The organism is Stenotrophomonas mexicanensis (genome assembly GCF_032911605.1).
In the GTDB taxonomy this organism is placed as follows: Bacteria; Pseudomonadota; Gammaproteobacteria; order Xanthomonadales; family Xanthomonadaceae; genus Stenotrophomonas; species Stenotrophomonas maltophilia_A.
On the sequence record NZ_JAWJTG010000006.1, the window covers coordinates 99,696 to 120,927 of the forward strand.

A 21,232-nucleotide genomic window follows, 5' to 3' on the forward strand; every position below is an offset into this window, starting at 1 on the left:
ATTAAGTCGTTTTTGCCACGGTGTACATCGAAGGGGCGAAAGCGACTTAATCCCCTCCGTCCCCTTTTGCGTGGCGCTGGAAAGCGGCGGGGGTGGTGCCGGTCATGCTGCGGAAGAAGGCGATGAACGGGCTCTCGGCGGAAAAGCCGGTGTCCTGGGCCACGTGCGCGACGCGATGGCCCAGCAGCAGCAGCTCCATGGCCCGCATCAGGCGCCATTGCTGGCGCCAGGCCTGATAGCTCATGCCGGTATCACGCTGCATCAACCGGCCGACGGTACGCGCGCTCAGGCCCGTGCGCGCGGCCAGCTCCCCCAGTTCAGGCGGCAGCTGTTCGGCCAGCGGCAAGCACCGTGCGATTCGCGGATCACGCGGCAGAGGCAGATCCATCGGCGCCACCGGTGCAGCGGCGATTTCCAGCACGCACAACGCCAGTTGATGGTGTGCGCGAGGCGACTGCCAGTCATGGTCGAACGGTGCCTGCGCGATCGGCTCCAGCAAGGCCTGCAGCAGCGGACCCACGCCGATGATCGCCGGCTGCCGGGGCAGCTGGGCCGACAGGCTGGCGTCGAAGTACAACGAACGGTAGTCGACCGCCTGGCGCATCTGCGCGCGATGGCGCAGCCCACCCGGAATCCACGCGGCGCGCGCGGGCGGCAGCAGGCTGATGCGATCACCGTAGGTCAGGCGCGTACAGCCCTGCCGGGTGTACAGCAGCTGCGCGCGTGCGTGCTGGTGCCAACCCGAGTCGTGATCCGCCAATGAGGCCGCGATACCCAGCACCGGAGCGCCCCAGGCATCGGCGTCGAAGTGCGCATCCGGCTGCAACCAGGCCATGTCTGATTTCATGCATTCGATGACAAGATAGACAGAGTGCGCCATTGCGGACGCAACCACAATGCGCGGCCCTATTTCTGGAGCGCCCGCATGTCGCGCCGCCTGTTGCTGCTCACCATTGCACTGCTGATGTTTCCGCAGTTGGCACAGACCCTGTACAGCCCGGCCCTGGCCGATCTGGCCGAACGCTTCGCCCTGCCGCCGAGTGCCGCCAGCCAGGCCATGAGCCTGTACCTGTTCGGCTTCGCTGCAGGCGTGCTGCTGTGGGGGCGCCTGGCCGATCGTATCGGTCGTCGCCCCGCCCTTCTCTGTGGCCTCGGCGTCTTCGCAGTGGCTGCACTGGGCGGGCTGATGGCTGGCAGCTTCGGCCAGGTGCTGCTGGCCCAGGCGTTGGCCGCAGTCGGCGCCGCCGCCGCTTCGGTGGTCACCCAGACCGTGCTGCGCGACCATCTGCAGGGGCCGGCATTGGCGCAGGCATTCTCCTGGATCGGCATGGCCCTCGCCCTGAGCCCGGCCATCGGTCTTGCACTGGGCACGCTGCTGGTCGCCGCCAATGGCTATGTCGGCGTACAGTCCGGCCTGCTGCTGATAGCTGTCCTGCTGGCAGTCGCATGCCTGGCTGGCCTGCGCGAAAGCCGCCCTGTACATATCCTGCACACGCCCATGCTGCCGCTGCTGCGGGAACTGCTGCGCGATCGCTGGATCTGGTCACACGCGTTGCTGGTGATGGCCTTCAACGTGGCGATGTACAGCTGGTATGCACTCGGCCCCTTCGTGTTTGCGCGCCTGCACTGGCCAGCCACCTGGTTCGGCGCCAGCGGCGCGGTGCTGGCATTGGGCTCGGCACTGGGCGCGTGGGGCAATGGCCGCCTGCTGCGTGCAGGCGTTGCCGCAACCACGCGCATCCGCATCGCCGCAGGCCTGGTTCTGACGGGAGGCCTGCTGGCCGCGCTGCTGCATGATCACCCTGCCCTGGTCGCGGCGATGGTGCCGGTGGTGACGGGCTTCGGCCTTGCCATTCCCAATGTGCTCGGCCAGGCCCTGCGCGGCTATCCACACTGTCTCGGCAGCGCAGGCGCGCTGTTCGGCCTGCTCTACTACCTGTTGATCGGTGCGGCAATGGCGCTGGTCGGTGCAGTGCAGCTGCTGGCACCGACCCTCATCGTGTGTGGCCTGCTGGCCTTGTGGCTGCAGCGGGATCGGTCAGTCGACGGCGGAAGGCCTGGCTGCCGATCGTAACGATGAAGGACTCGCTCCTGCTGCCACGCGGGCAGCAGGGGCCCCGAGGTCCCTGCCCCGGGGCCTGGATCAGCGAACAGCGGGTTACTGCACGTTGATCACTTCGTCCATCGGCGCGAGGAAGTTGCCAGGACTGTTGCGCGACGCCGAGATCACATAGGTCCCGGGTGTTGCGATGGTCGCGGTGCAATGGCGGATGGGCGTGGTGTTGCCACCGTCGTAATTGTCATTGGTACGGCACAGGAACTGACCATTGGCATAGACCGAGAAATTACTCGTTCCATCCACCTGGCCGCCGCCTGTGATGTAGATTTCCGACGGCGAGCCAGCCACACGCGGCAGGGTGCCGATCTCGAATCTGGCCGTCACCGGATGCGGCAACAGGCTGGGACACGGCACAACGAGTCCGCTGTCAGACAGGCAGACCTCGGCGTGGGCGATGGCGGGCGTGGCGATGAGGGCCACGAGCAGCACGGACGTTCTGAACTCCATTCCAGCGTCTCCAATGATCCCAGCAGAATCGCTGGGACGTCCCTGTTAGGCATTGCGGGGTTACTGCAGGGTCAAGGAAACGTAAATGCACTGCGCGCCCACAGCGTCGGATAGCTGCAGGACCCGCTCTGGGCGGCGCGTTTCACGCCTCCACTGCCGTTGGAACCCATCCCTGCCCGATGACCTCATGTCGATGCAGGATGCTCACCGCCGCGCGGCACTTTTCCGGCGCGGATCGACGCTCACACCGCATGTTAGGAATTGCTGCAAACACAAGGCATTGTGCGCCACGCCCGGAATTCACATCAGGGCGCTGGCTATCGTGCGCGCTCTCCCACACTAGGCAGATGCCCATGATCACCATTACCGCCGAACAGGCACGCGCCAACGCCGATGCCGCCAAGCGCCCGATCGAACAGTTCTACCGCGACCTCGACAACTCGATCCAGATCGGCTCGGAGAATGGCCGCCGCTATCTCGTGTTCGGCTTCAGCCAGGTGATGGCCAGCGAGCAGCTCGTCGAAAACGTGACCGCACAACTGCTCAAGAATGGTTTCGGTGTCGAACGGTTGTTGAGCGATTCCGAACAGCACTACATCCGCATCAGCTGGGGATCTGCCGAGCCGTCGCGCCTCAGCGCCGGCTGAGGGTGAACGCGGTGCCGTCCACGCCCAGGTCCCAGCCCTTGCCGGTACCGGACAGGGCCAGCGAGATGTCGCCCTTGGTCATCACCTGCGCGTTGCTGGACTTCACCGCACCGGCATGCGCGCCGACCGAGGCGTAAGTACCCAGCAGTTCGTTGACGTTGACCGCGCCGGTGAAGCTGCCACGCCCGTTGGTGATCTTCGACTTGCCCACGGTCAGGCCGCCGCCCTTCATCTGGATGCGCACCGGCATGCTGGCGCCATTGCTGCAGGTGACCGTGCCATTGCCGGAGGCGGTCTTGTAGATCAGCGACCAGCCGGACAGGTTGTAGTGCAGCTGGCAATCGAGGTTGCCGGCGGCGTGCGCGGCCGGGGCCAGCGATGCGGCGGACAGGGCCAGCAGCAGGGCGAAGGACGTGTTCATGGCAGGACTTCCAGTTCGGTCGGACTGGCGGCGAATCTAGCAGCGCGCGCGTGCACGTTGAATGCAGGCGCGCGTGCTGGTGCGGCGGCGTTCAGGCCATCGCTCAGGCCTGCTCGTCCAGGTGGAAGGCATCGGCATCAAGCATCGCCGGAAAGCGCGCGCGGTGCGCGGCCAACGCCTCGGCCGAAATGGTGGTGGTGACCACCTGTTCGCGCTCGCGGATTTCCAACTGCGGCTGGCCGAGGAAATCCAGCACCGCGCTGTCCCCGGCGTAATGCAGCTGGTTGCCATCGACGCCCACGCGATTCACTGCGGCCACGAAGCACAGATTCTCGATCGCACGCGCGCGCAGCAGTGTCTTCCACGCATAGGCGCGTGCCGACGGCCAGTTGGCAACGAAGATCTGCAGGTCGAAATCCAGCTGCTGCGGACGCTCCACGTTGTAGCGGTTGCGGCAGAACACCGGGAAACGCAGGTCGTAGCAGACCTGCGGATTGATCCGCCAGCCTTTCCATTCCACGCTCAGGCGCTCTCGGCCGGCGGCATAGCGTTCGTGTTCACCGCCGTAGCGGAACAGGTGGCGCTTGTCGTAGTACTGCAGCCCGCCATCGGGCGTGGCGAACAACAGGCGGTTGTAGACGCCCTCGCCCTCGCGCAGCTGCACGCTGCCGATCACCGCCGCGTCCAGCGCCTTGGCCTGTTCGCGCACCCAGGCCACGGTCGGGCCGTCCATGCCTTCGGCCTGGGCGATGGCTTCATTGGAGAAACCACTGGTGAAGGTCTCCGGCAGGATCACCAGATCGGTGTTGCCGGCCAGCGGTGCCAGCAGCGCGCCGTAGTACTCACGGTTGCCCGCCGGGTCATGCCAGCGGGTGTCGCCCTGGACGAGGGAAATGCGCAGGTCCTGCATGGTCAAGCCTCGCTCAGAGCAGGCGCAGGCGTTCGATCGCCGCGTCCATCGTTGCTTCATTCTTGGCGAAGCACAGGCGCACCAGGCGCTGGCCGGCCGGCGGATTTTCGTAGAACGGCGACAGCGGAATGGCAGTGACGCCCTTCTCGATGGTCAGCCACTTCACGAACTCATGGTCCGGCAGGTCGCTGATGGCCGAGTAGTCGACCAGCTGGAAGTAACCGCCCGGCACCGGCAGCGCCTTCAGCCGGGTGCTGGCCAGCTGCTCGCGGAAGCGGTCGCGCTTGGCCTGGTAGAACGCACCCAGCTCCAGGTGGTGTTCGGGCTCGTCGCGGATCATCGCGGCGAAGCCGTACTGCGCCGGGCCGAAGCTGGTGAAGGTGTTGTACTGGTGCACCTTGCGGAACTCGGCGGTCAGCGCCGGCGGTGCGATCGCATAGCCGATCTTCCAGCCAGTGCAGTGGTAGGTCTTGCCGAAGCTGGAGATCACGAACGCGCGTTCGCGCAGTTCCGGGTAGCGCAGCGCCGATTCATGGCGGCGGCCGTCATAGATGATGTGCTCGTACACCTCATCGGAGATCAGGTAAATCTGCGTGCCGCGCAGCAGCTCGGCCAGCGCCTGCATGTCCTGCGCCGACAGCATCGCACCGGACGGATTGTGCGGGGTGTTGACGATCAGCATGCGGGTACGCGGGGTGATCGCCGCACGCACGCGGTCCCAGTCGACGGCGAAGGTCTGCGGATCCAGCGACACATGCACGGCCTTGGCGCCGGCCAGATCGATCGCCGGTTCATAGCAGTCATACGCCGGGTCGAGCACGATCACTTCCTCGCCCGCACGCACCACAGCGTGAATAGCGTTGAAGATGGCCTCGGTGCCGCCGCTGGTGACGGTGATTTCGCTGTCCGCGTCGACCTGCGCGCCGTAGCAGTCCAACGCCTTCTGCGCGATGGCCTGGCGCAGCGGCGCCACACCTGTCATCGGCGGGTACTGGTTCAGCCCGGCGGCCATCGCCCTGGCGGTTTCATCGAACAGGCGCTGCGGTGCGGAAAAGTCCGGGAACCCCTGACCGAGGTTGACCGCGCCGTGTTCGGCGGCGAGCTGGGACATCACGGTGAAGATCGTGGTACCGACCTTGGGCAGCTTGGTGGTGGGTTGCATCGGCCTGGGGATATGGGGAGACAGAGCCCTGAGTTTACGCAATCCCTGCTTCGGTAGTGCCGGGCGCTGGCCGGCAACCCCAGGCAATCTGCGACGCTGGGTCGCACCTGCCGGCCAGCGGCCGGTACTACCCTGTGAATTCACCGCTACAATTGCCGCCGCACTCCGGCATGAAGACCTTTGCCCCTTGAACACCCCTGCATTGCTGGCCGCCAGCGGCCTGAGCTTTTCCCGCAATGACGAGCCGGTGTTCGGCCCGCTGGACTTCCATGTGGACGCCGGCGAAGCCCTGCTGGTGCAGGGCGGCAATGGCGCCGGCAAAACCACCCTGCTGCGCGTGCTGGCGGGCCTGGCCCGGCCTGGTGCCGGGCAGGTGCAGATCGATGGCAGGCCGGCCGGTAATGCCGAGCGCGCGCGTTACGTCGCCTACCTCAGCCACCTGCCCGCATTGAAGCCCGATCTGGACACGCTGGAGAACCTGCACTTCCTGTGCGGCCTGCACGGACGGCGTGCGCGGCAGATGCCGGGCAACGCGCTGGCCATCGTCGGCCTGGCCGGTTATGAGGACACTCTCGTTCGGCATCTGTCCGCCGGGCAGAAGCGGCGGCTGGCACTGGCACGCATCTGGCTGTCACCGGCGCCGTTGTGGCTGCTCGACGAACCCTATGCCAACCTCGACCTGGAGGGCATCACCCTGGTCAACCGGATGATTTCCGCGCATCTGCGTGCCGGCGGTGCTGCACTGGTCACCACCCACGGCGCCTATGCCGCACCGCCGGTGCGTACCCGCCAGCTCGACCTCGGCGGTACCGCATGATCGCGCCAGGCACCGAACCGGGCCTCTGGCAGACCGCGGGCGCCCTGCTCAAGCGCGACCTGCGCCTGCTCTGGCGCCGCCGCGGCGATGCGCTGCAGCCGCTGCTGTTCGCGGTACTGGTGGTGGTGCTGTTCGCGCTCGCCCAAGGCCGCGAACCGCAACTACTGGCCGCCACCGCCGGCGCGGTGCTGTGGCTGGCGGTACTGCTGGCCGGCCAGCTGTCGCTGGATTCGCTGTTCCGCTCCGATGCCGAAGACGGCTCGCTGGAGCAATGGCTGCTGGCGCCGGTGCCGCTGGCCTGGCTGGTGCTGGTGCGCGTGCTGCTGCACTGGGCCACCACTGCGCTGCCGCTGATCGTGGTCAGCCCGTTGCTGGCGGAAATGCTGCATCTGCCGCATGACCAGCTGCCGATGTTGCTGGCATCGTTGCTGCTGGGAACACCGTTGCTGAGCCTGATCGGTGGCGTGGTCGCTGCACTGACCGTAGGCATCCGGCGCTCTGGTATTCTCGTGGCGTTGCTGTCGTTGCCGCTGTACGTGCCGGTGCTGGTGTTCGGTGCAGGCAGCCTGGCAGCGGCGGGACGCGGACAGGATCCGGTCGGTGCGCTGCTGATGCTGGGCGCCGGCCTGCTGGTCGCGCTGGTGCTGGCGCCGTTGGCCACCGCCGCTGCAATACGTATTTCTCTGAGTTGACCGAGCTGAGAGCCAATCCACCCCTGCTGGATAGCCGCCACGCATGAATCCGATTGTCCGCTGGTTCCACCAACTCGGTTCGCCCCCCACGTTCGACCGATTCGCTGCCCGCTGGTCGCGGGTGTTCTACCTCGCGGCGGTCCCGGTGCTGCTGGTCGGCATGTGGCAGGCGCTGCTGGTGGTGCCGCCGGAAGCCAAGCAGCTGGACAGCTTCCGCATCCTCTACATCCACGTGCCCAGCGCCTGGATGAGCCTGTTCGTGTTCGCGCTGATGGCGCTGTATGCCGCCATCGCCCTGATCTGGCGGATCAAGGTCTGCGAGATCCTGGCCATGGCCTGCGCACCGATGGGTGCCGGTTTCACCCTGATCACCCTGCTCACCGGCAGCATCTGGGGCAAGGGTACCTGGGGCACCTGGTGGGACTGGGACCCGCGCATGACCAGTGAGCTGGTGCTGCTGTTCCTGTACCTGGGCGTGATCGGCCTGTATCACGCCATCGAAGACCGCCGCAGCGCCGCACGCGCAGCCGGCCTGCTGGCCATCGTCGGAGTCAGCCTGCTGCCGGTGATCCGCTATTCGGTGGACTGGTGGGGCGGCCTGCACCAGCGCCAGTCGATCAACGTGTTCGGTGAATCGGCGATCAGCAGCGCGATGATCGCGCCACTGTGGTGGATGGTGATCGGCACCAAGTTCTGGTTCGCTGGTTCGGTGCTGGCCAAGGCCCGCGCCGACAATCTCGACCGCGAGGCCGGCAAGGCCTGGGTCGGTGGTCGCGTCGATGCCGCACGTGCGGCCGGGGAGGCCCAATCATGACCCACCTGCCCTATGTGATCGGCGCCTACGCCGTGTTCGTGCTGGTACTCGGCGCCGATGCCATCGGTTCGTGGCTGCGCCTGCGCGTGGCACGCCGGTTGGCGCTGGCACGCCAGCAGCGGCAGCAGACCCGCGCCGTCAAACAGGACGCTGCGGCGCCGCTGTCGACGGAGCTGGAACGATGACGCCGGTACAACGTCGCCGCCTGGTCTGGGTGCTGCTGGCCCTGCTCGCCTCCGGGCTGGCCACCGCGCTGGTGGCGATGGCGCTGGAACGCAACATCGCCTACCTGTACACGCCTTCGGAAGTGCTGCGCGGCGATGTCGATGCGCAGTCGCGGTTCCGCCTGGGCGGCATGGTGGTGAAGGGCTCCTTCAACCGCCCGGTCGGTTCGCTGGAAGCACGTTTTGAAGTGACCGACGGCGATGCCCAGCTGGCGGTGACCACCTCGCGGATCCTGCCGGACATGTTCGCCGAAGGCACCGCGGTGGTCGCCAGTGGCCGCCTGCAGGACGATGTGTTCGTCGCCGACGAGGTGCTGGCCAAGCACGATGAGAAGTATGTGCCCAAGGAAGTGGCCGACAAGATGGGCGACGCCCATCGCAAGCATGACGTGCCGGTGACGGCACCCGAGGTGCGCTGAGTGCTGCCCGAACTGGGTCAGATCCTGCTGTTGTGCGCGCTGCTGGCCTCGCTGCTGCAGGCCGGGCTGCCGCTGGTCGGCGCGCATCGCGGCAACACGGCATGGATGGCGGTGGCACGGCCAGCCGCCTTCGCACAGCTGCTGCTGCTCGCCGGCGCCTTCGCGATGCTCACCGCCGCGTTCGTGCAGCAGGACTTCTCGGTGCGCTACGTGGCCGAGAACTCCAATTCGCTGCTGCCGATGATCTACCGCTACTCGGCGGTGTGGGGCGCGCACGAGGGCTCACTGCTGATGTGGGCACTGGTGCTGGCGCTGTGGACCGGCGCGGTGGCGCTGTTCTCGCGGCACCTGCCGGCACCGGTGCAGGCGCGTGTACTGGCGGTGATGGGCATCGTCAGCGTCGGATTCCTCGCCTTCCTGATCTTCACCTCCAACCCGTTCCTGCGCCTGAATCCGGCCCCGCTGGAAGGCCGTGATCTCAACCCGCTGCTGCAGGACCCGGGCCTGATCATCCATCCGCCGATGCTGTACATCGGTTACGTGGGCTTTGCTGTGCCGTTCGCGTTCGCGGTGGCGGCACTGCTGGAAGGCCGCGTCGACGCGCGCTGGCTGCGCTGGACGCGGCCGTGGACCAACGTCGCCTGGGGCTTCCTGACCCTGGGTATCGCGCTGGGCAGCTGGTGGGCGTATTACGAGCTGGGCTGGGGCGGCTGGTGGTTCTGGGACCCGGTGGAAAATGCCAGCTTCATGCCGTGGCTGGTCGGTGCGGCACTGATCCATTCGCAGGCGGTCACTGAGAAGCGCGGCACTTTCGGCAGCTGGACCCTGCTGCTGGCGATCGCGGCCTTCGCGCTGTCGCTGCTCGGCACCTTCCTGGTGCGCTCCGGTGTGCTGACCAGCGTGCATTCGTTCGCTGCAGATCCGTCGCGCGGCCTGTTCATCCTGGTGTTCCTGTCGGTGCTGGTCGGCGGCAGCCTGCTGTTGTACGCGCTGCGTGCCAGCCAGCTCAGCGTGGACGCCGACGATCCGCGCCGTGGCTTCACCGCCACCTCGCGCGAGACCCTGCTGCTGGCCAACAACCTGCTGCTGGCCACCGCCTGCGCGATGGTGCTGCTCGGCACGCTGTACCCGCTGCTGGCCGATGCGCTGTCGCTGGGCAAGATCTCGGTCGGCCCGCCCTACTTCGGCAGCCTGTTCCTGCTGCTGATGACGCCGATGATCCTGCTGCTGCCGTTCGGCCCGCTGGTGAAGTGGCAACGCGACCAGCCCTCGCGCGCGTTCGCGCTGCTGGCACCCTGGCTGGGGCTGGCGGTGCTGCTGGGTGCGCTGGCCTGGTGGCAGGCGCCGCAGAACGGCTGGAAGGCCGGTCTCGGTGTCGCTGCCGCGGTCTGGGTCGGCTTCGGTACCGCACGCTTCGTCTGGCAACGACTGCGCGGCAACGGCCGCTTCACCGCCGAGATGCTCGGGATGATCGTCGCCCACGCCGGCATCGCCGTGTTCCTGGCCGGTGCGCTGCTGGTGGAAGCACTGAACGTACAGCGTGAAGTGGCGCTGGCACCGGGCCAACAGGTGGTGGTCGGCCGCCACGAGGTGCGCTTCGAGGGCGTGGACCATCGTGAAGGACCGAACTTCATCGCCGACCGCGGCCACCTGCGCGTGTTCCGCAACGGCCGCGAGCTGGCCCTGCTGCATCCGGAAAAGCGCCAGTACGCCAGCGGCGGCCAGGTGATGACCGAGGCCGGCATCGATGCACGCCTCGATGGTGATGTCTACGTGGCATTGGGCGAGCCGCTGGGCAACAATGCATGGGCGGTCCGGGTGCACATCAAGCCGTTCGTGCGCTGGATCTGGCTGGGCGCGCTGTTGATGGCCCTGGGCGGATTCATCACCGCCGCCGACCGCCGTTTCCGTCGTCCGTAGGAGTTCCCATGTCCGAGTCCCCCACCCCGCGCCCCTCCCGCCCGCTGCCGCCGGTAGCCATCGTGATCGGCGTGCTGTTCTTCTTCGGCCTGCTCGGGCTGATGATCTACGGGGTGATGAAATCGGGTGATCCGCAGCGCGACGTGCTGCCATCGGCGCTGATCGACAAGCCGGCGCCGGCGTTCGCGCTGCCGGTGCTGCACGACCCGGAAATGATCGTGCACAGCGACGAACTGCGCGGCGCGCCTTACCTGTTGAACGTGTGGGGCAGCTGGTGCGCGGCCTGCCGCGAGGAACACCCGGTGCTGACCCGTTTCGCCGAGAGCAAGCGCGTGCGCGTGATCGGCTACAACTGGAAGGATGAACCGACCGATGCCCTGCATTGGCTGGAACAGCTGGGCAACCCGTTCATGGTCGTGCTCAGCGACGTGGAAGGCCGCACCGCGATCGACTGGGGCGTGACCGCGGCACCTGAAACCTTCCTGGTCGATGGCAGCGGTGTCGTGCGCTGGAAGTACAGCGGTGCGATGACCCAGCGCGTGGTCGACGAGAAGCTGATCCCGGCACTGGAGAAGATCGAGAAGGCCCAGGGCAATGCCGGCAGCACGCTGCACACGGCGCCCTGAGCCCATGCGCTGGCTGCTGGCATTGCTGCTTCTGATGCTGCCCCTGGCCGTGCTGGCACAGCAGCCGTTGCATGATCCGCAGCCACTGCAGTTCCGCGATGGCGCCGAAGAACGCCGCTTCCATGACCTTGCCGCGCAGCTGCGCTGCGTGCAGTGCCAGAACCAGTCGTTGGCCGACTCGAACGCGCAGATCGCCCAGGACCTGCGCCGAGAGGTGCTGCAGCTGATGCAGCAAGGCCACGACGACGCCCAGATCAAGCAGTTCCTGGTCGCGCGCTACGGTGAGTTCGTGCTCTATCAACCGCCTCTGCAGCCGGGCACCTGGCTGCTGTGGGGCGGTCCGCTGCTGGTGCTGGGCGCCGGCGCGCTGGTGGTACTGGGCATCGTCCGCCGCCGTGGCCGCACGGTTGCTGCCGCCCCCGCCAGCAAGACCGATGAAGGAGACGGATGGTGAGCCATTGGCTGCCGATGCTGGCTGGACTGGTGGCCGCACTGATGGCGGCGCTGGTGCTGTGGCCGCTGCGCCACCACGGTCGCCGCGGTTTCGTGGTGGGCGTGCTCGCGCTGGGCGTGGCCGGTGCCTGCCTGTATCTGCTGGTTGGTGATCCGCGTGCAGCACAGGTACAACCAACCCCGTCGGTAGCCACCCTGCGCGATGGCGTGCAGGCCCTGCAGGATGCACTGAAGCGAGACCCGCAGCGAGCCGATGGCTGGACGCTGCTGGGCCGGTCGCAGGCCGAACTGGGCAACGCCGCAGCCGCAGCGGATGCCTTCGCACGTGCTGCCGCTCTCGCCCCGGAAGACCCCGGCGTGCTGGTGGAAGCGGCGCAGGCACGTGCGCAGGCCGATGCCGGCAAGCAGTTCGATGACACCGCGATGGCCTGGTTGCAGCAGGCTCGTGCGCTGGCGCCCGATGCAGAGCGCGCCAGCTGGCTGCTGGGCATCGCCCTGCGCCAGCGCGGAAAGAATGCCGAGGCTGCCGACATCTGGAGCGGCCTGCTGCCACGGCTTGAGCCCGGCGCCGCGCAGGCGCTGCAGGCGCAGATCGCCATCGCCCGCGAAGCTGCCGGCCAGGCGCCCGATGCTGCCGCTGCGGCGCCACCGGCGCTGCTGCAGGTGCGCGTGCAACTGCCTGCGCTGAACAACGCCGAGTGGCCCGCCAGCACCCAGGTATTCGTGCTGGCCCGCGCCGTGGGTGGACCGCCGATGCCGGTGGCCGCACGCAAGCTGCCTCTGGCCGGTTTCCCGGCCACGGTCGGGCTGGGCGACGCAGACAGCCCGATGCCGACCGCACCGTTGTCCGCGCATCGCGAAGTGGAAGTGCTGGCACGCATCTCGCGCAGCGGCAGTGCCAACCGCAGCGAGGACGATCTGCAGAGCGTGCCGGTGAAGGTGAGCCTGCCGCATGAAGGCGTGGTGGAGCTGCGGTTCCCGTAGTGCCGGCCGCTGGCCGGCAACCACGCGGGCGCATCCAGATTCATGAGGTTGCCGGCCAGAGGCCGGCACTACCGGGTGCATCGCCGATGGAAACCAGCGTGTCGCCAGCTCCACATGCGGCCCCGCTAGAATGACTGCATGACCGAATTCATCCCGCCCGGCACCCGCTTCCACGCCCTGCCCTCGCCGTTCCCGTTCAAGCGCGGTGGCGCCCTGCACGGCGCACGCGTGGCCTACGAAACCTGGGGAACGCTGGCCGCCGACGCCAGCAACGCGATCCTGATCGTGACCGGCCTGTCGCCGGATGCACACGCCGCGGCCAATGACGCCAACCCCGCAGTGGGCTGGTGGGAAGGCATGGTCGGCCCCGGCAAGCCGATCGATACCGACCGCTGGTACGTGGTGTGCGTGAACTCGCTGGGCAGCTGCAAGGGTTCGACCGGCCCGGCATCGCTCAACCCGGCCACGGGCCAACCGTATCGCCTCGACTTCCCCGAGCTGTCGATCGAAGACGGCGCACGCGCCGCGATCGAAGTCGTGCGTGCACTGGGCATCGAACAGCTGGCCTGCGTGGTCGGCAATTCAATGGGCGGCATGACCGCACTCGCGGTACTGATGCTGCACCCGGGCATTGCGCGCAGCCACGTCAACATTTCCGGCAGTGCGCAGGCGCTGCCGTTCTCGATCGCGATCCGTTCGCTGCAGCGCGAGGCGATCCGCCTTGATCCACGCTGGAATGGCGGCCACTACGACGATGCCGAGTATCCCGAGTCCGGCATGCGCATGGCGCGCAAGCTGGGCGTGATCACCTACCGTTCGGCACTGGAATGGGATGGCCGCTTCGGCCGCGTGCGGCTGGATTCGGACCAGGCCGACGACGATCCGTTCGGCCTCGAATTCCAGGTGGAAAGCTATCTGGAAGGCCATGCACGGCGCTTCGTGCGCTTCTTCGATCCGAACTGCTATCTGTACCTGAGCCGTTCGATGGACTGGTTCGACCTGGCTGAGTATGCCGACGGCGACGTGCTGGCCGGGCTGGCGAAGATCCGGGTGGAGAAGGCGCTGGCGATCGGCGCCAACACCGACATCCTGTTCCCGGTGCAGCAGCAGCAACAGGTCGCCGACGGCCTGCGCGCCGGCGGTGCCGATGCGCGCTTCATCGGCCTGGAGTCGCCGCAGGGCCATGACGCCTTCCTCGTCGATTTCGAGCGTTTCGGCCCGGCCGTGCGCGGCTTCCTCGACGCGCTGTAAGTGGCATGGCGGCGTAACCTCGCGCTGGCCGCATTCGGTGCGTTGATCGCACTGACGGTCAGCGGCGTGCTGCCGCTATGGCTGGGCGGTTGGTGCCTGCTCGCCAGCGCAGTGTCGTTCGGCCTGTACGGCCACGACAAGCGCGCGGCGCAGCGAAAGCAGTGGCGTGTTCCCGAGCGCACACTGCAGTTGCTGGCTTTTGCTGGCGGTTGGCCGGGCGCGCTGCTGGGCCAGGCGCTGTTCCGCCACAAGCATCGCAAAGCCGAATTCCAGTGGGTGTTCTGGCTGTGCGTGCTGGCCAACGTGGCCTCGATCGCGGTGATGCTGCGCGAGTTCTCGTGGTAACCGTTCAAATGGGTAGTGCCGGCCGCTGGCCGGCAATTGCGTATCCATATCAAGCGCCATGAGGTTGCCGGCCAGCGGCCGGCACTACCATTCACGCTTCGCGCACCAGAACCCCATCACGCAACCGGTACTGCGCATCCACCACGCCGTCGGGCAGGTCGTCGTGGGTGATCATCAGCAGGCTGCGCCCGTCCAGCAACCCGGAGAGGTCCTGCAGCAACGCACGTGCGGTATCCACATCCAGGCCTTCGGTCGGTTCGTCCAGCAGCAGGATCGGCGCATTGCGCAGCAGCGCGCGCGCCAGCGCCAGGCGTCGTGCCTGGCCGGCCGACATCGTCGCGCCGTTCTCGCCCACCCAGGTCTGCAGGCCACCGTTGCGCTCGGCCCACTCGCCCAGGCGCACGCGACGCAGTACCGCCCACAGCGCTGCGTCACTGGCATCGGGATCACCCAATCGCAGGTTCTCGGCCACGCTGCCGGCAAACACCGGCGCGTTCTGCGGCAGCCACGCCAGTTGCCGGTGCCAGTCGGCCTGGGCGAAATCACGCAGGTCGCGGCCCCCGTAGGTCAACCGTCCCTGTTGCGGATCCCATAGCCGCAGCAGCAGGCTCGACAGGGTGGTCTTGCCACTGCCGCTGTCGCCGCGAATCGCGATCCGCTCGCCCGGCGCCAGGGTCAGCTGCAGGCCGGACAACACCGGCCGCGCCGCACCGGGCCACTGGAAGTGCACGTCATCCCAATGCACGCGCGCGGCCTGCGGCACCGCCTGCGGCGCCTGCGGGTCCTCCACCGTCGGCGGTTGCTCGACGATGGCCTGCAGGCGATCGGCGGCGATGCGCCCGGACTGCAGCGACTGCCAGGCCAGGCCCATGCCGGCCCACAGTTCGATCAGTGCCACGGTGAGGAACACCAGACCCGCCGCCATTTCCGGCGCGATGCGCTGCTGTTCGGCCGCATGCAGGGCCAACGCCACCATCGCCACCAGGCCCAGTCCGGCGACCAGGCCATGCAGGGTCGAGGCCGCGATCAGGCGCCAGCGCCGACGACGATCCCGCGAAGCCAGCTGCTTGGCGGCCACGCGCACCTTCAACTGCCACGCTGCATCGGCATGCAACGCGGCCAGATCACCCGCGCCCTCCAGTCCTTCGAAGGCTGCGGTACGCAGGGCAGCACGATGCGCGGCACGGTCGGCCTCCTCATCGTCGCGACCACGCACGCCCAGCCACGGCACACCGAAGGCGATCAGCAACGCCAGCACCGCCAGCAGTACCGCCGCAGACGGCAGGATCACAGCGGCCGAGGCGATCGCCACCAGTGACAGCGCACCCAGCGCCACCAGCGGCCCGATCGCACGCACCAGCAGGCCATCCACCTCATTGATGTCACCCAGCAGGCGTGCCAGCAGTTCGCCGGTACGCGTGGCCCCCAGCCGCGCCGGTGCCAGTGGCAGCGCGCGGCGGAAGAACCACACGCGCAGATCGCGGGCGATGCGCAGCGTGGCATCGTGGCCGGCCAGCTTCTCGAAGTAGCGCGACACGATGCGCGCCATGGTCAGGCCGCGGATGCCGGCCGACGGCGAAAAGAAGTTGAAGCCCTGCGCCAGCCCGGCCGCACCGGCCAGCGCAGCGGCGGTCAGGAAGCCACCGGACAGGCCCAGCAGGGCGGTGCCGGCCAGCATCGTGATCCACAGCAGCAGCACGGTCAGCAGCAGGCGCGGGCGATGGCGCAGGAACACCGCGCGCAGCGAATCAGGCGAAGGGCTCATGCGCGCACCGCCTGTGCCGGCTCGACCAGGCGGCCTTCCGGCAACAGCAGGCAACGGTCAGCCCACGCGATCACCGCAGGGCTGTGGGTGGCGACCACCACGCTGCGTCCACGTGCATAGGCGGCCAGGCTGCGCAGCAGCGCGGCTTCGGTATCGGCATCGAGGAACGCAGTGGGTTCATCAAGCAGCAGCACCTGCGGGTCGCGCAGCAGCAGGCGGGCCAGGCCGATGCGGCGTGCTTCACCACCGGACAGGCCGAAACCACGCTCGCCGATCACGGTATCCAGCCCCTGCGGCAGGCGTTGCGCGAACTGCAGTACCTGCGAGGCCTCGGCCACTGCGCGCAACCGCGCATCGCTGGCACCGGGATCAGCCAGCCGCAGGTTGTCGGCGATGCTGCCGTGGAACAGGTACGGCCGCTGGCTGGCGTACGCCACCTGCACGCCGGGCCGCAGCTGCAGCTTGCCGGCACGCGGCGGCAACCACCCCGCCAGCGCTTCCAGCAACGTGCTCTTGCCGGACCCGCTGGGGCCGACCAGAGCCAGGCGCTGGCCCGGTTCCAGCAGCACATCCAGATCCTGCAGCACGTCGTGCGGCGCGCCCAGCGGGCGCAGCACCAGACCCTGCGCCTGCAGCGGCGGCAAGGCAGCCTCGGCCGGTTCCACCGCCAACGGTGCAACCTCGCTTTCGATCAAGCCCTGCTCCCCGGGCAGCGACTGCAGCAGGCGCTCTACTTCGGCGGCAGCGGCCAGCGCGTTGGCGCGGTCGTGGTAGTGCGCGGCCAGCCGCCGCAGCGGCGCGTAGAACTCCGGCGCCAGCAGCAGGCAGAACAGGCCGGCGCCCAGCGTCGGCACCGCTGCATGCAGCGACATCAGGCCCAGATAGCTCAGGCCGAGGTACAGCGCGACCATCGCCACGCTCACCGAGGCGAAGAATTCCAGCACCGTGGACGACAGGAAGGCGATCCGCAGCACCTTCATCGTGCGCACGCGCACGCCTTCAGCGGCGGCCGCGATGCCGTCCAGTTCGGCCTCGCCGCGGCCATACAGGCGCAGCAGGCCCAGACCCTTGATGCGGTCGGCGAAGTGGCCGCTCATCCGCGCAAGCTCGCCCAGCTGCGCACGGCCGGCGGCTTCAGCGCCCCAGCCCACCAGCATCATGAAGAACGGCACCAGCGGTGCGGTGAACAGCAGGATCAGCGCCACCATCCAATCCACCCAGGCCACAGCGGCCAGGATCAGCAGCGGCACCACCACCACTTCGGTGCGCACCGGCAGGAAGCCGCTGTAATAGCTCTCGATCGCATCACCGTGATGCAGCATCAGTTCGCCCAGCTCGCCGGTGCGGCGCTGGCGCAGCCACAGCGGCCCATGCCCAAGCAAGCGCGCGAACACACGCTCGCGCAGCGCCAACCGCGCGGCATCGGCCACATCACCGGCAGCCGCCTGGGTGGCGCTGCCCAGCAGCGTGCGCAGCACCAGGATCACCGCCAGCCCAGCGAGCACCGGCAGGCCCGACGCCAGCGGTGCGCGTTCCACCAGCACCTGCTGCACCAGCCAGGCGATGGCAGCGGCCTGGCCGATCAGCAGCGCGCCGGACAGGCTGATGCACAGCGCCGCCAGCCGCTGGCGACCTCGAGCGGAGCGCGCAAGATCGGCCAGCCAGGCGGTGCGGGCACGCCGCTGGCGGGTCGTTTCGGCTTCCGGGGAAAGGCCGTCAGGGGTCGTTTCGGCAGCGCTCAAGGGGTCTTCACGGGTAACAGGGGAGACACGGCATTGTAGGCGCAGGCAACAGCCTCCCCCTGCGGCCGGCGGTCGCAGTCTTCACCGGGTTGGCATACGATCCTCCTGAATACCCATTCATACATTGATCTGGATCAAGGCTGTTTGAAGTAGTCGGTCACATCATTCACCCCGTAGACCACCCTTCCCGCCACCTGCAACGGCACTATCCAACGAGGTAGCCAGGCCATGATTGATCAGACAGTCGTAGAACTGTCGCGGCTGCAATTCGCTCTGACCGCGATGTACCACTTCCTATTCGTCCCGCTCACGCTTGGCCTGTCCTTCATGGTGGCCATCATGGAGAGCGTGTACGTGATGACCCGCAAGCAGGTCTGGCGGCAGATGACCCTGTTCTGGGGCACCCTGTTCGGCATCAACTTCGCCATCGGCGTGGCCACCGGCCTGGTGATGGAGTTCCAGTTCGGCATGAACTGGTCGTACTACAGCCACTACGTGGGCGACATCTTCGGTGCGCCGCTGGCCATCGAAGGCCTGATGGCGTTCTTCCTGGAAGCGACCTTCATCGGCCTGTTCTTCTTCGGCTGGAAGCGCCTGAGCCCGGTCAAGCACCTCACTGTGACCTGGCTGATGGCGCTGGGCACCAACCTGTCGGCGGTGTGGATCCTGATCGCCAACGGCTGGATGCAGAACCCGACCGGTGCGGTGTTCAACCCGGAAACGATGCGCATGGAAGTGGTCGACTTCGCTGCGGTTCTGCTGAACCCGGTGGCCCAGGCCAAGTTCGTGCACACCGTCAGTGCCGGCTACGTGACCGGTGCGATCTTCGTGATGTCGATCAGCGCCCTGTACCTGCTGCGCAACAAGCATCGGGACATGGCCCGCCGTTCGTTCGCGGTGGCCGCAGCCTTCGGCCTGCTGTCCTCGCTGTCGGTGGTGGTGCTGGGTGACGAGAGTGGTTACGCCGCCAGCGAACACCAGAAGATGAAGCTGGCCGCGATCGAAGCAATGTGGGAAACCGAGCGTGCACCGGCCGACTTCACCGCCTTCGGCATTCCCAACCAGGACACCCACCAGAACGACTACGCGGTGAAGATCCCGTACCTGATGGGCCTGATCGCCACCCGTTCGCTGGACCAGCCGATCCCGGGCATCCTGGAACTGGTGGAGCGTGCCGAGCACCGCATCCGCGGCGGCCAGATCGCCTATGGCGCACTGGAACGCGTGAAGAAGAACCGGAACGACCTCGAAGCACGCGAGATGTTCGATCGCCACTGGCAGGATCTCGGCCACGGCCTGCTGCTGAAGCGCTACCGCGAAGACATCCTCAACGCGACGCCGGAGGAAATCTCCAAGGCCGCGATGGATACCGTCCCGCGCGTGGCCCCGCTGTTCTGGACCTTCCGCATCATGGCGGGCCTGGGCTTCTACCTGATCGCCTTCTTCGCACTGGCGTTCTACTTCTCGTGCCGCAACAACTTCCAGGACAAGCGCTGGTTCCTGAAGCTGGCCGTGTGGTCGCTGCCGGCACCGTGGATCGCGATCGAGTGCGGTTGGTTCGTCGCCGAGTACGGCCGCCAGCCGTGGGCGGTGGATGGTGTGCTGCCCACCTTCTACGCGGCATCGGGCCTGGCACTGCATGAAATCCTGACCACGCTGGCGGTGTTCACCAGCTTGTACACGGTGCTGCTGATCATCGAGATCAAGCTGATGCTGAAGGCGGTCCGCAAGGGTCCGGACGACATCCTGCCCTCGCTGCAGGCCGATATCCGCCCCGCTTCCCCCAATGCAGTCGCCCCCGGCCAGGCCTGAGGCAGGAGAATCCAGATGGAATTCATTGCACTTGATTACACCACGCTCCGCGTGATCTGGTGGCTGCTGCTCGGCATCCTGCTGATCGGCTGGGCCGTGATGGATGGTTTCGATCTTGGTGTCGGCACGCTGCTGCCGTTCGTGGCCAAGACCGATGAAGAACGCCGGCTGGTGATCAACACCGTCGGCCCGGTGTGGGAAGGCAACCAGGTCTGGCTGGTGCTGGGTGGTGGCGCGATCTTCGCCGCATGGCCGCCGCTGTATGCGGTCAGCTTCTCCGGCTTCTACCTGGCGGTGTTTGCGATGCTGTTCGGGCTGATCCTGCGCCCGGTCGGCTTCAAGTACCGCAGCAAGCTGCCGTCCAAGCGCTGGCGCGACAACTGGGACCGCGTGCTGTTCATCGGCGGCCTGCTGCCGGGCCTGATTGCCGGCGTCGCCGTGGGCAACGTGCTGCTGGGTGTGCCGTTCCACTTCGATGACACCCTGCGCGTGACCTACACCGGTTCGTTCTTCGGCCTGCTCACCCCGTTCGCGCTCATCGCCGGCCTGATCAGCGTGGCCATGCTGGTTTCGCATGGTGCGGCCATGCTGGTGATCAAGACCGACGGCCCGGTGGCCGAACGTGCCGCACGTTACGGCAGCGTCGCCGCCATCATCAGCTTCGTGCTGTTCGCTGTCGCCGGTGCCTGGGTGGCCTTCGGCCTGCCGGGTTACCAGATCACCTCGCAGGTGGTCACCGATGGCCCGACCAATCCGCTGCTGAAGACCGCCGAACTGGGCACGGCCGCCGGTGGCTGGCTGCGCAACTACAGCTCCATGCCGGCGACGCTGGTGTTCCCGGTGCTGGGCCTGCTGGGCGCACTGGCCAGCGCGGTACTGCTGCGCGCACGTCGTGGTGGCCTGGCCTTCATCGCCTCGGGCGCCTCCATCGCCGGCATCATCCTGACCGTCGGCTTTGCGATCTTCCCGTTCCTGCTGCCGTCCTCCAGCCAGCCCACCTCCAGCCTGACTGTCTGGGACAGCTCGTCCAGCCATCTGACGCTGTGGGTCATGCTGCTGGCCACGGCCATCTTCCTGCCGATCATCATCGCTTACACCACCTGGGTGTACCGCGTACTGAAGGGCAAGACGACGGTCGAGGAAATGGGCGACAACCCCAACGCTTACTGATTGCCGGTGTGCCGGCCCACGGTCGGCACATCCCTTGAACATAGGAGATTGACCATGTGGTATTTCGCCTGGATTCTCGGTGCCGGACTGGCCTCGGTCGTGGCCATCCTCAACGGGATGTGGTTCGAAGCGCGCGAAAGCGCCCGCACCGACAACGACGTGCATTGAAACTGTAAAAAATGGTTGCCGACAGGGCCTTCACACGGTATCTTAGGCGGCTCCTTCGGGGTGTAGCTCAGTCTGGTAGAGCGCTACGTTCGGGACGTAGAGGTCGCAGGTTCGAATCCTGTCTCCCCGACCACTCAAGTGGTCGCATTGAAGCCTGGTGAAGTTGTCCAGGCTTTTTTGTTCCCTGAAGTGGCACTGCTTCGGCAGTGTGAAGAAAACAGCATTCACCCCTTGCCGCCATCGGGGTGAATCGCTAGAATAGGCGGCTCCCTTCGGGGTGTAGCTCAGTCTGGTAGAGCGCTACGTTCGGGACGTAGAGGTCGC

At 67.1% G+C, this 21,232-nt stretch carries 23 protein-coding genes and 1 tRNA gene; 17 read left to right on the top strand and 7 right to left on the bottom strand.

From position 1 onward, the window contains the following. Window positions 1-46 precede the first annotated feature (46 nt). Entirely contained in the window at window positions 47-835 is a 789-nt protein-coding gene (locus R1L06_RS04855; RefSeq protein WP_317217048.1) for an AraC family transcriptional regulator, read from the bottom strand. Between the two features lie 90 nt (window positions 836-925). Here R1L06_RS04855 and R1L06_RS04860 point away from each other — a divergent pair, with 90 nt between their 5' ends. Beyond that, window positions 926-2,074, top strand: a complete 1,149-nt coding sequence (locus tag R1L06_RS04860; protein ID WP_317217049.1) for an MFS transporter — start codon at window positions 926-928, stop codon at window positions 2,072-2,074. Window positions 2,075-2,158: 84 nt separating this feature from the next. Here the strand turns inward: R1L06_RS04860 and R1L06_RS04865 are convergent, their stop codons facing one another. Beyond that, a complete protein-coding gene (locus tag R1L06_RS04865) occupies window positions 2,159-2,566 on the bottom strand; it encodes a hypothetical protein (RefSeq protein WP_010486702.1) in 408 nt (135 codons plus the stop codon). Between the two features lie 353 nt (window positions 2,567-2,919). On the opposite strand from R1L06_RS04865, the gene R1L06_RS04870 reads away from it, so the two are divergent. Then, window positions 2,920-3,213, top strand: coding sequence for a hypothetical protein (locus tag R1L06_RS04870; protein ID WP_317217050.1), 294 nt, complete (start codon window positions 2,920-2,922; stop codon window positions 3,211-3,213). Here R1L06_RS04870 and R1L06_RS04875 read toward each other — a convergent pair. The 3 genes from R1L06_RS04875 to R1L06_RS04885 form a co-directional block, all read right to left on the bottom strand. Then, window positions 3,200-3,634 carry a hypothetical protein gene (locus R1L06_RS04875; RefSeq protein ID WP_317217051.1) on the bottom strand — a complete coding sequence of 145 codons (435 nt, stop codon included), beginning with the start codon at window positions 3,632-3,634 and terminating at the stop codon, window positions 3,200-3,202. The genes R1L06_RS04870 and R1L06_RS04875 overlap by 14 nt on opposite strands. A gap of 103 nt (window positions 3,635-3,737) precedes the next feature. Continuing rightward, window positions 3,738-4,544 (bottom strand): amidohydrolase, encoded by an 807-nt coding sequence (locus tag R1L06_RS04880; RefSeq protein WP_317217052.1) that lies wholly within the window; start codon window positions 4,542-4,544, stop codon window positions 3,738-3,740. 13 nt (window positions 4,545-4,557) lie between these two features. Then, complete coding sequence (locus R1L06_RS04885) at window positions 4,558-5,706, bottom strand: pyridoxal phosphate-dependent aminotransferase (protein WP_317217053.1); 1,149 nt, start codon at window positions 5,704-5,706, stop codon at window positions 4,558-4,560. Between the two features lie 187 nt (window positions 5,707-5,893). On the opposite strand from R1L06_RS04885, the gene ccmA reads away from it, so the two are divergent. The 11 genes from ccmA (at window position 5,894) to R1L06_RS04940 (ending at window position 14,251) form a co-directional block, all read left to right on the top strand. Then, on the top strand, window positions 5,894-6,523 hold the full coding sequence (ccmA, locus tag R1L06_RS04890; protein WP_032129784.1) for a heme ABC exporter ATP-binding protein CcmA: 630 nt from the start codon (window positions 5,894-5,896) through the stop codon (window positions 6,521-6,523). Then, window positions 6,520-7,215: a heme exporter protein CcmB gene (gene ccmB / locus R1L06_RS04895; protein ID WP_006456616.1), complete on the top strand. Its 696-nt coding sequence runs from the start codon at window positions 6,520-6,522 to the stop codon at window positions 7,213-7,215. Before ccmA ends, ccmB begins: the two co-directional genes overlap by 4 nt. A gap of 43 nt (window positions 7,216-7,258) precedes the next feature. Further along, window positions 7,259-8,029, top strand: coding sequence for a heme ABC transporter permease CcmC (gene ccmC, locus R1L06_RS04900; protein ID WP_049460760.1), 771 nt, complete (start codon window positions 7,259-7,261; stop codon window positions 8,027-8,029). Continuing rightward, window positions 8,026-8,214, top strand: a complete 189-nt coding sequence (locus tag R1L06_RS04905; RefSeq protein ID WP_032129786.1) for a heme exporter protein CcmD — start codon at window positions 8,026-8,028, stop codon at window positions 8,212-8,214. Before ccmC ends, R1L06_RS04905 begins: the two co-directional genes overlap by 4 nt. Next, window positions 8,211-8,672 carry a cytochrome c maturation protein CcmE gene (ccmE, locus tag R1L06_RS04910; RefSeq protein ID WP_032129787.1) on the top strand — a complete coding sequence of 154 codons (462 nt, stop codon included), beginning with the start codon at window positions 8,211-8,213 and terminating at the stop codon, window positions 8,670-8,672. The genes R1L06_RS04905 and ccmE overlap by 4 nt, the downstream gene beginning before the upstream one ends. Beyond that, on the top strand, window positions 8,673-10,592 hold the full coding sequence (locus R1L06_RS04915) for a heme lyase CcmF/NrfE family subunit (RefSeq protein ID WP_317217054.1): 1,920 nt from the start codon (window positions 8,673-8,675) through the stop codon (window positions 10,590-10,592). Window positions 10,593-10,600: 8 nt separating this feature from the next. Then, a complete protein-coding gene (locus tag R1L06_RS04920; RefSeq protein ID WP_049423972.1) occupies window positions 10,601-11,218 on the top strand; it encodes a DsbE family thiol:disulfide interchange protein in 618 nt (205 codons plus the stop codon). Window positions 11,219-11,222: 4 nt separating this feature from the next. Next, window positions 11,223-11,672 carry a cytochrome c-type biogenesis protein gene (locus tag R1L06_RS04925; RefSeq protein ID WP_049401127.1) on the top strand — a complete coding sequence of 150 codons (450 nt, stop codon included), beginning with the start codon at window positions 11,223-11,225 and terminating at the stop codon, window positions 11,670-11,672. Beyond that, window positions 11,666-12,655 (top strand): tetratricopeptide repeat protein, encoded by a 990-nt coding sequence (locus tag R1L06_RS04930; RefSeq protein WP_253143595.1) that lies wholly within the window; start codon window positions 11,666-11,668, stop codon window positions 12,653-12,655. The genes R1L06_RS04925 and R1L06_RS04930 overlap by 7 nt, the downstream gene beginning before the upstream one ends. A gap of 138 nt (window positions 12,656-12,793) precedes the next feature. Next, window positions 12,794-13,906, top strand: coding sequence for a homoserine O-acetyltransferase MetX (gene metX, locus R1L06_RS04935; RefSeq protein ID WP_317217055.1), 1,113 nt, complete (start codon window positions 12,794-12,796; stop codon window positions 13,904-13,906). Next, window positions 13,907-14,251, top strand: coding sequence for a DUF1294 domain-containing protein (locus R1L06_RS04940; RefSeq protein ID WP_317217056.1), 345 nt, complete (start codon window positions 13,907-13,909; stop codon window positions 14,249-14,251). 91 nt (window positions 14,252-14,342) lie between these two features. Here R1L06_RS04940 and cydC read toward each other — a convergent pair whose 3' ends face one another. Together cydC and cydD are read right to left on the bottom strand one after the other, a co-directional pair. Then, complete coding sequence (gene cydC, locus R1L06_RS04945; protein ID WP_317217057.1) at window positions 14,343-16,016, bottom strand: thiol reductant ABC exporter subunit CydC; 1,674 nt, start codon at window positions 16,014-16,016, stop codon at window positions 14,343-14,345. Then, on the bottom strand, window positions 16,013-17,758 hold the full coding sequence (gene cydD, locus R1L06_RS04950; protein WP_317217058.1) for a thiol reductant ABC exporter subunit CydD: 1,746 nt from the start codon (window positions 17,756-17,758) through the stop codon (window positions 16,013-16,015). Before cydD ends, cydC begins: the two co-directional genes overlap by 4 nt. Window positions 17,759-17,986: 228 nt before the next feature. Between cydD and R1L06_RS04955 the strand changes: the two genes are divergently transcribed. The 4 genes from R1L06_RS04955 to R1L06_RS04970 all read left to right on the top strand — a co-directional run bounded on the left by R1L06_RS04955 (window position 17,987) and on the right by R1L06_RS04970 (window position 21,041). Continuing rightward, window positions 17,987-19,570, top strand: coding sequence for a cytochrome ubiquinol oxidase subunit I (locus R1L06_RS04955; RefSeq protein ID WP_032129413.1), 1,584 nt, complete (start codon window positions 17,987-17,989; stop codon window positions 19,568-19,570). A gap of 15 nt (window positions 19,571-19,585) precedes the next feature. Further along, on the top strand, window positions 19,586-20,740 hold the full coding sequence (cydB, locus tag R1L06_RS04960; RefSeq protein WP_049401140.1) for a cytochrome d ubiquinol oxidase subunit II: 1,155 nt from the start codon (window positions 19,586-19,588) through the stop codon (window positions 20,738-20,740). A 54-nt stretch (window positions 20,741-20,794) separates the two neighbouring features. Beyond that, window positions 20,795-20,908: a cytochrome bd-I oxidase subunit CydX gene (gene cydX, locus R1L06_RS04965; protein ID WP_032129411.1), complete on the top strand. Its 114-nt coding sequence runs from the start codon at window positions 20,795-20,797 to the stop codon at window positions 20,906-20,908. Window positions 20,909-20,964: 56 nt separating this feature from the next. Then, a tRNA-Pro gene (locus R1L06_RS04970) sits at window positions 20,965-21,041 on the top strand. The last annotated feature ends 191 nt before the right edge of the window (window positions 21,042-21,232 follow it).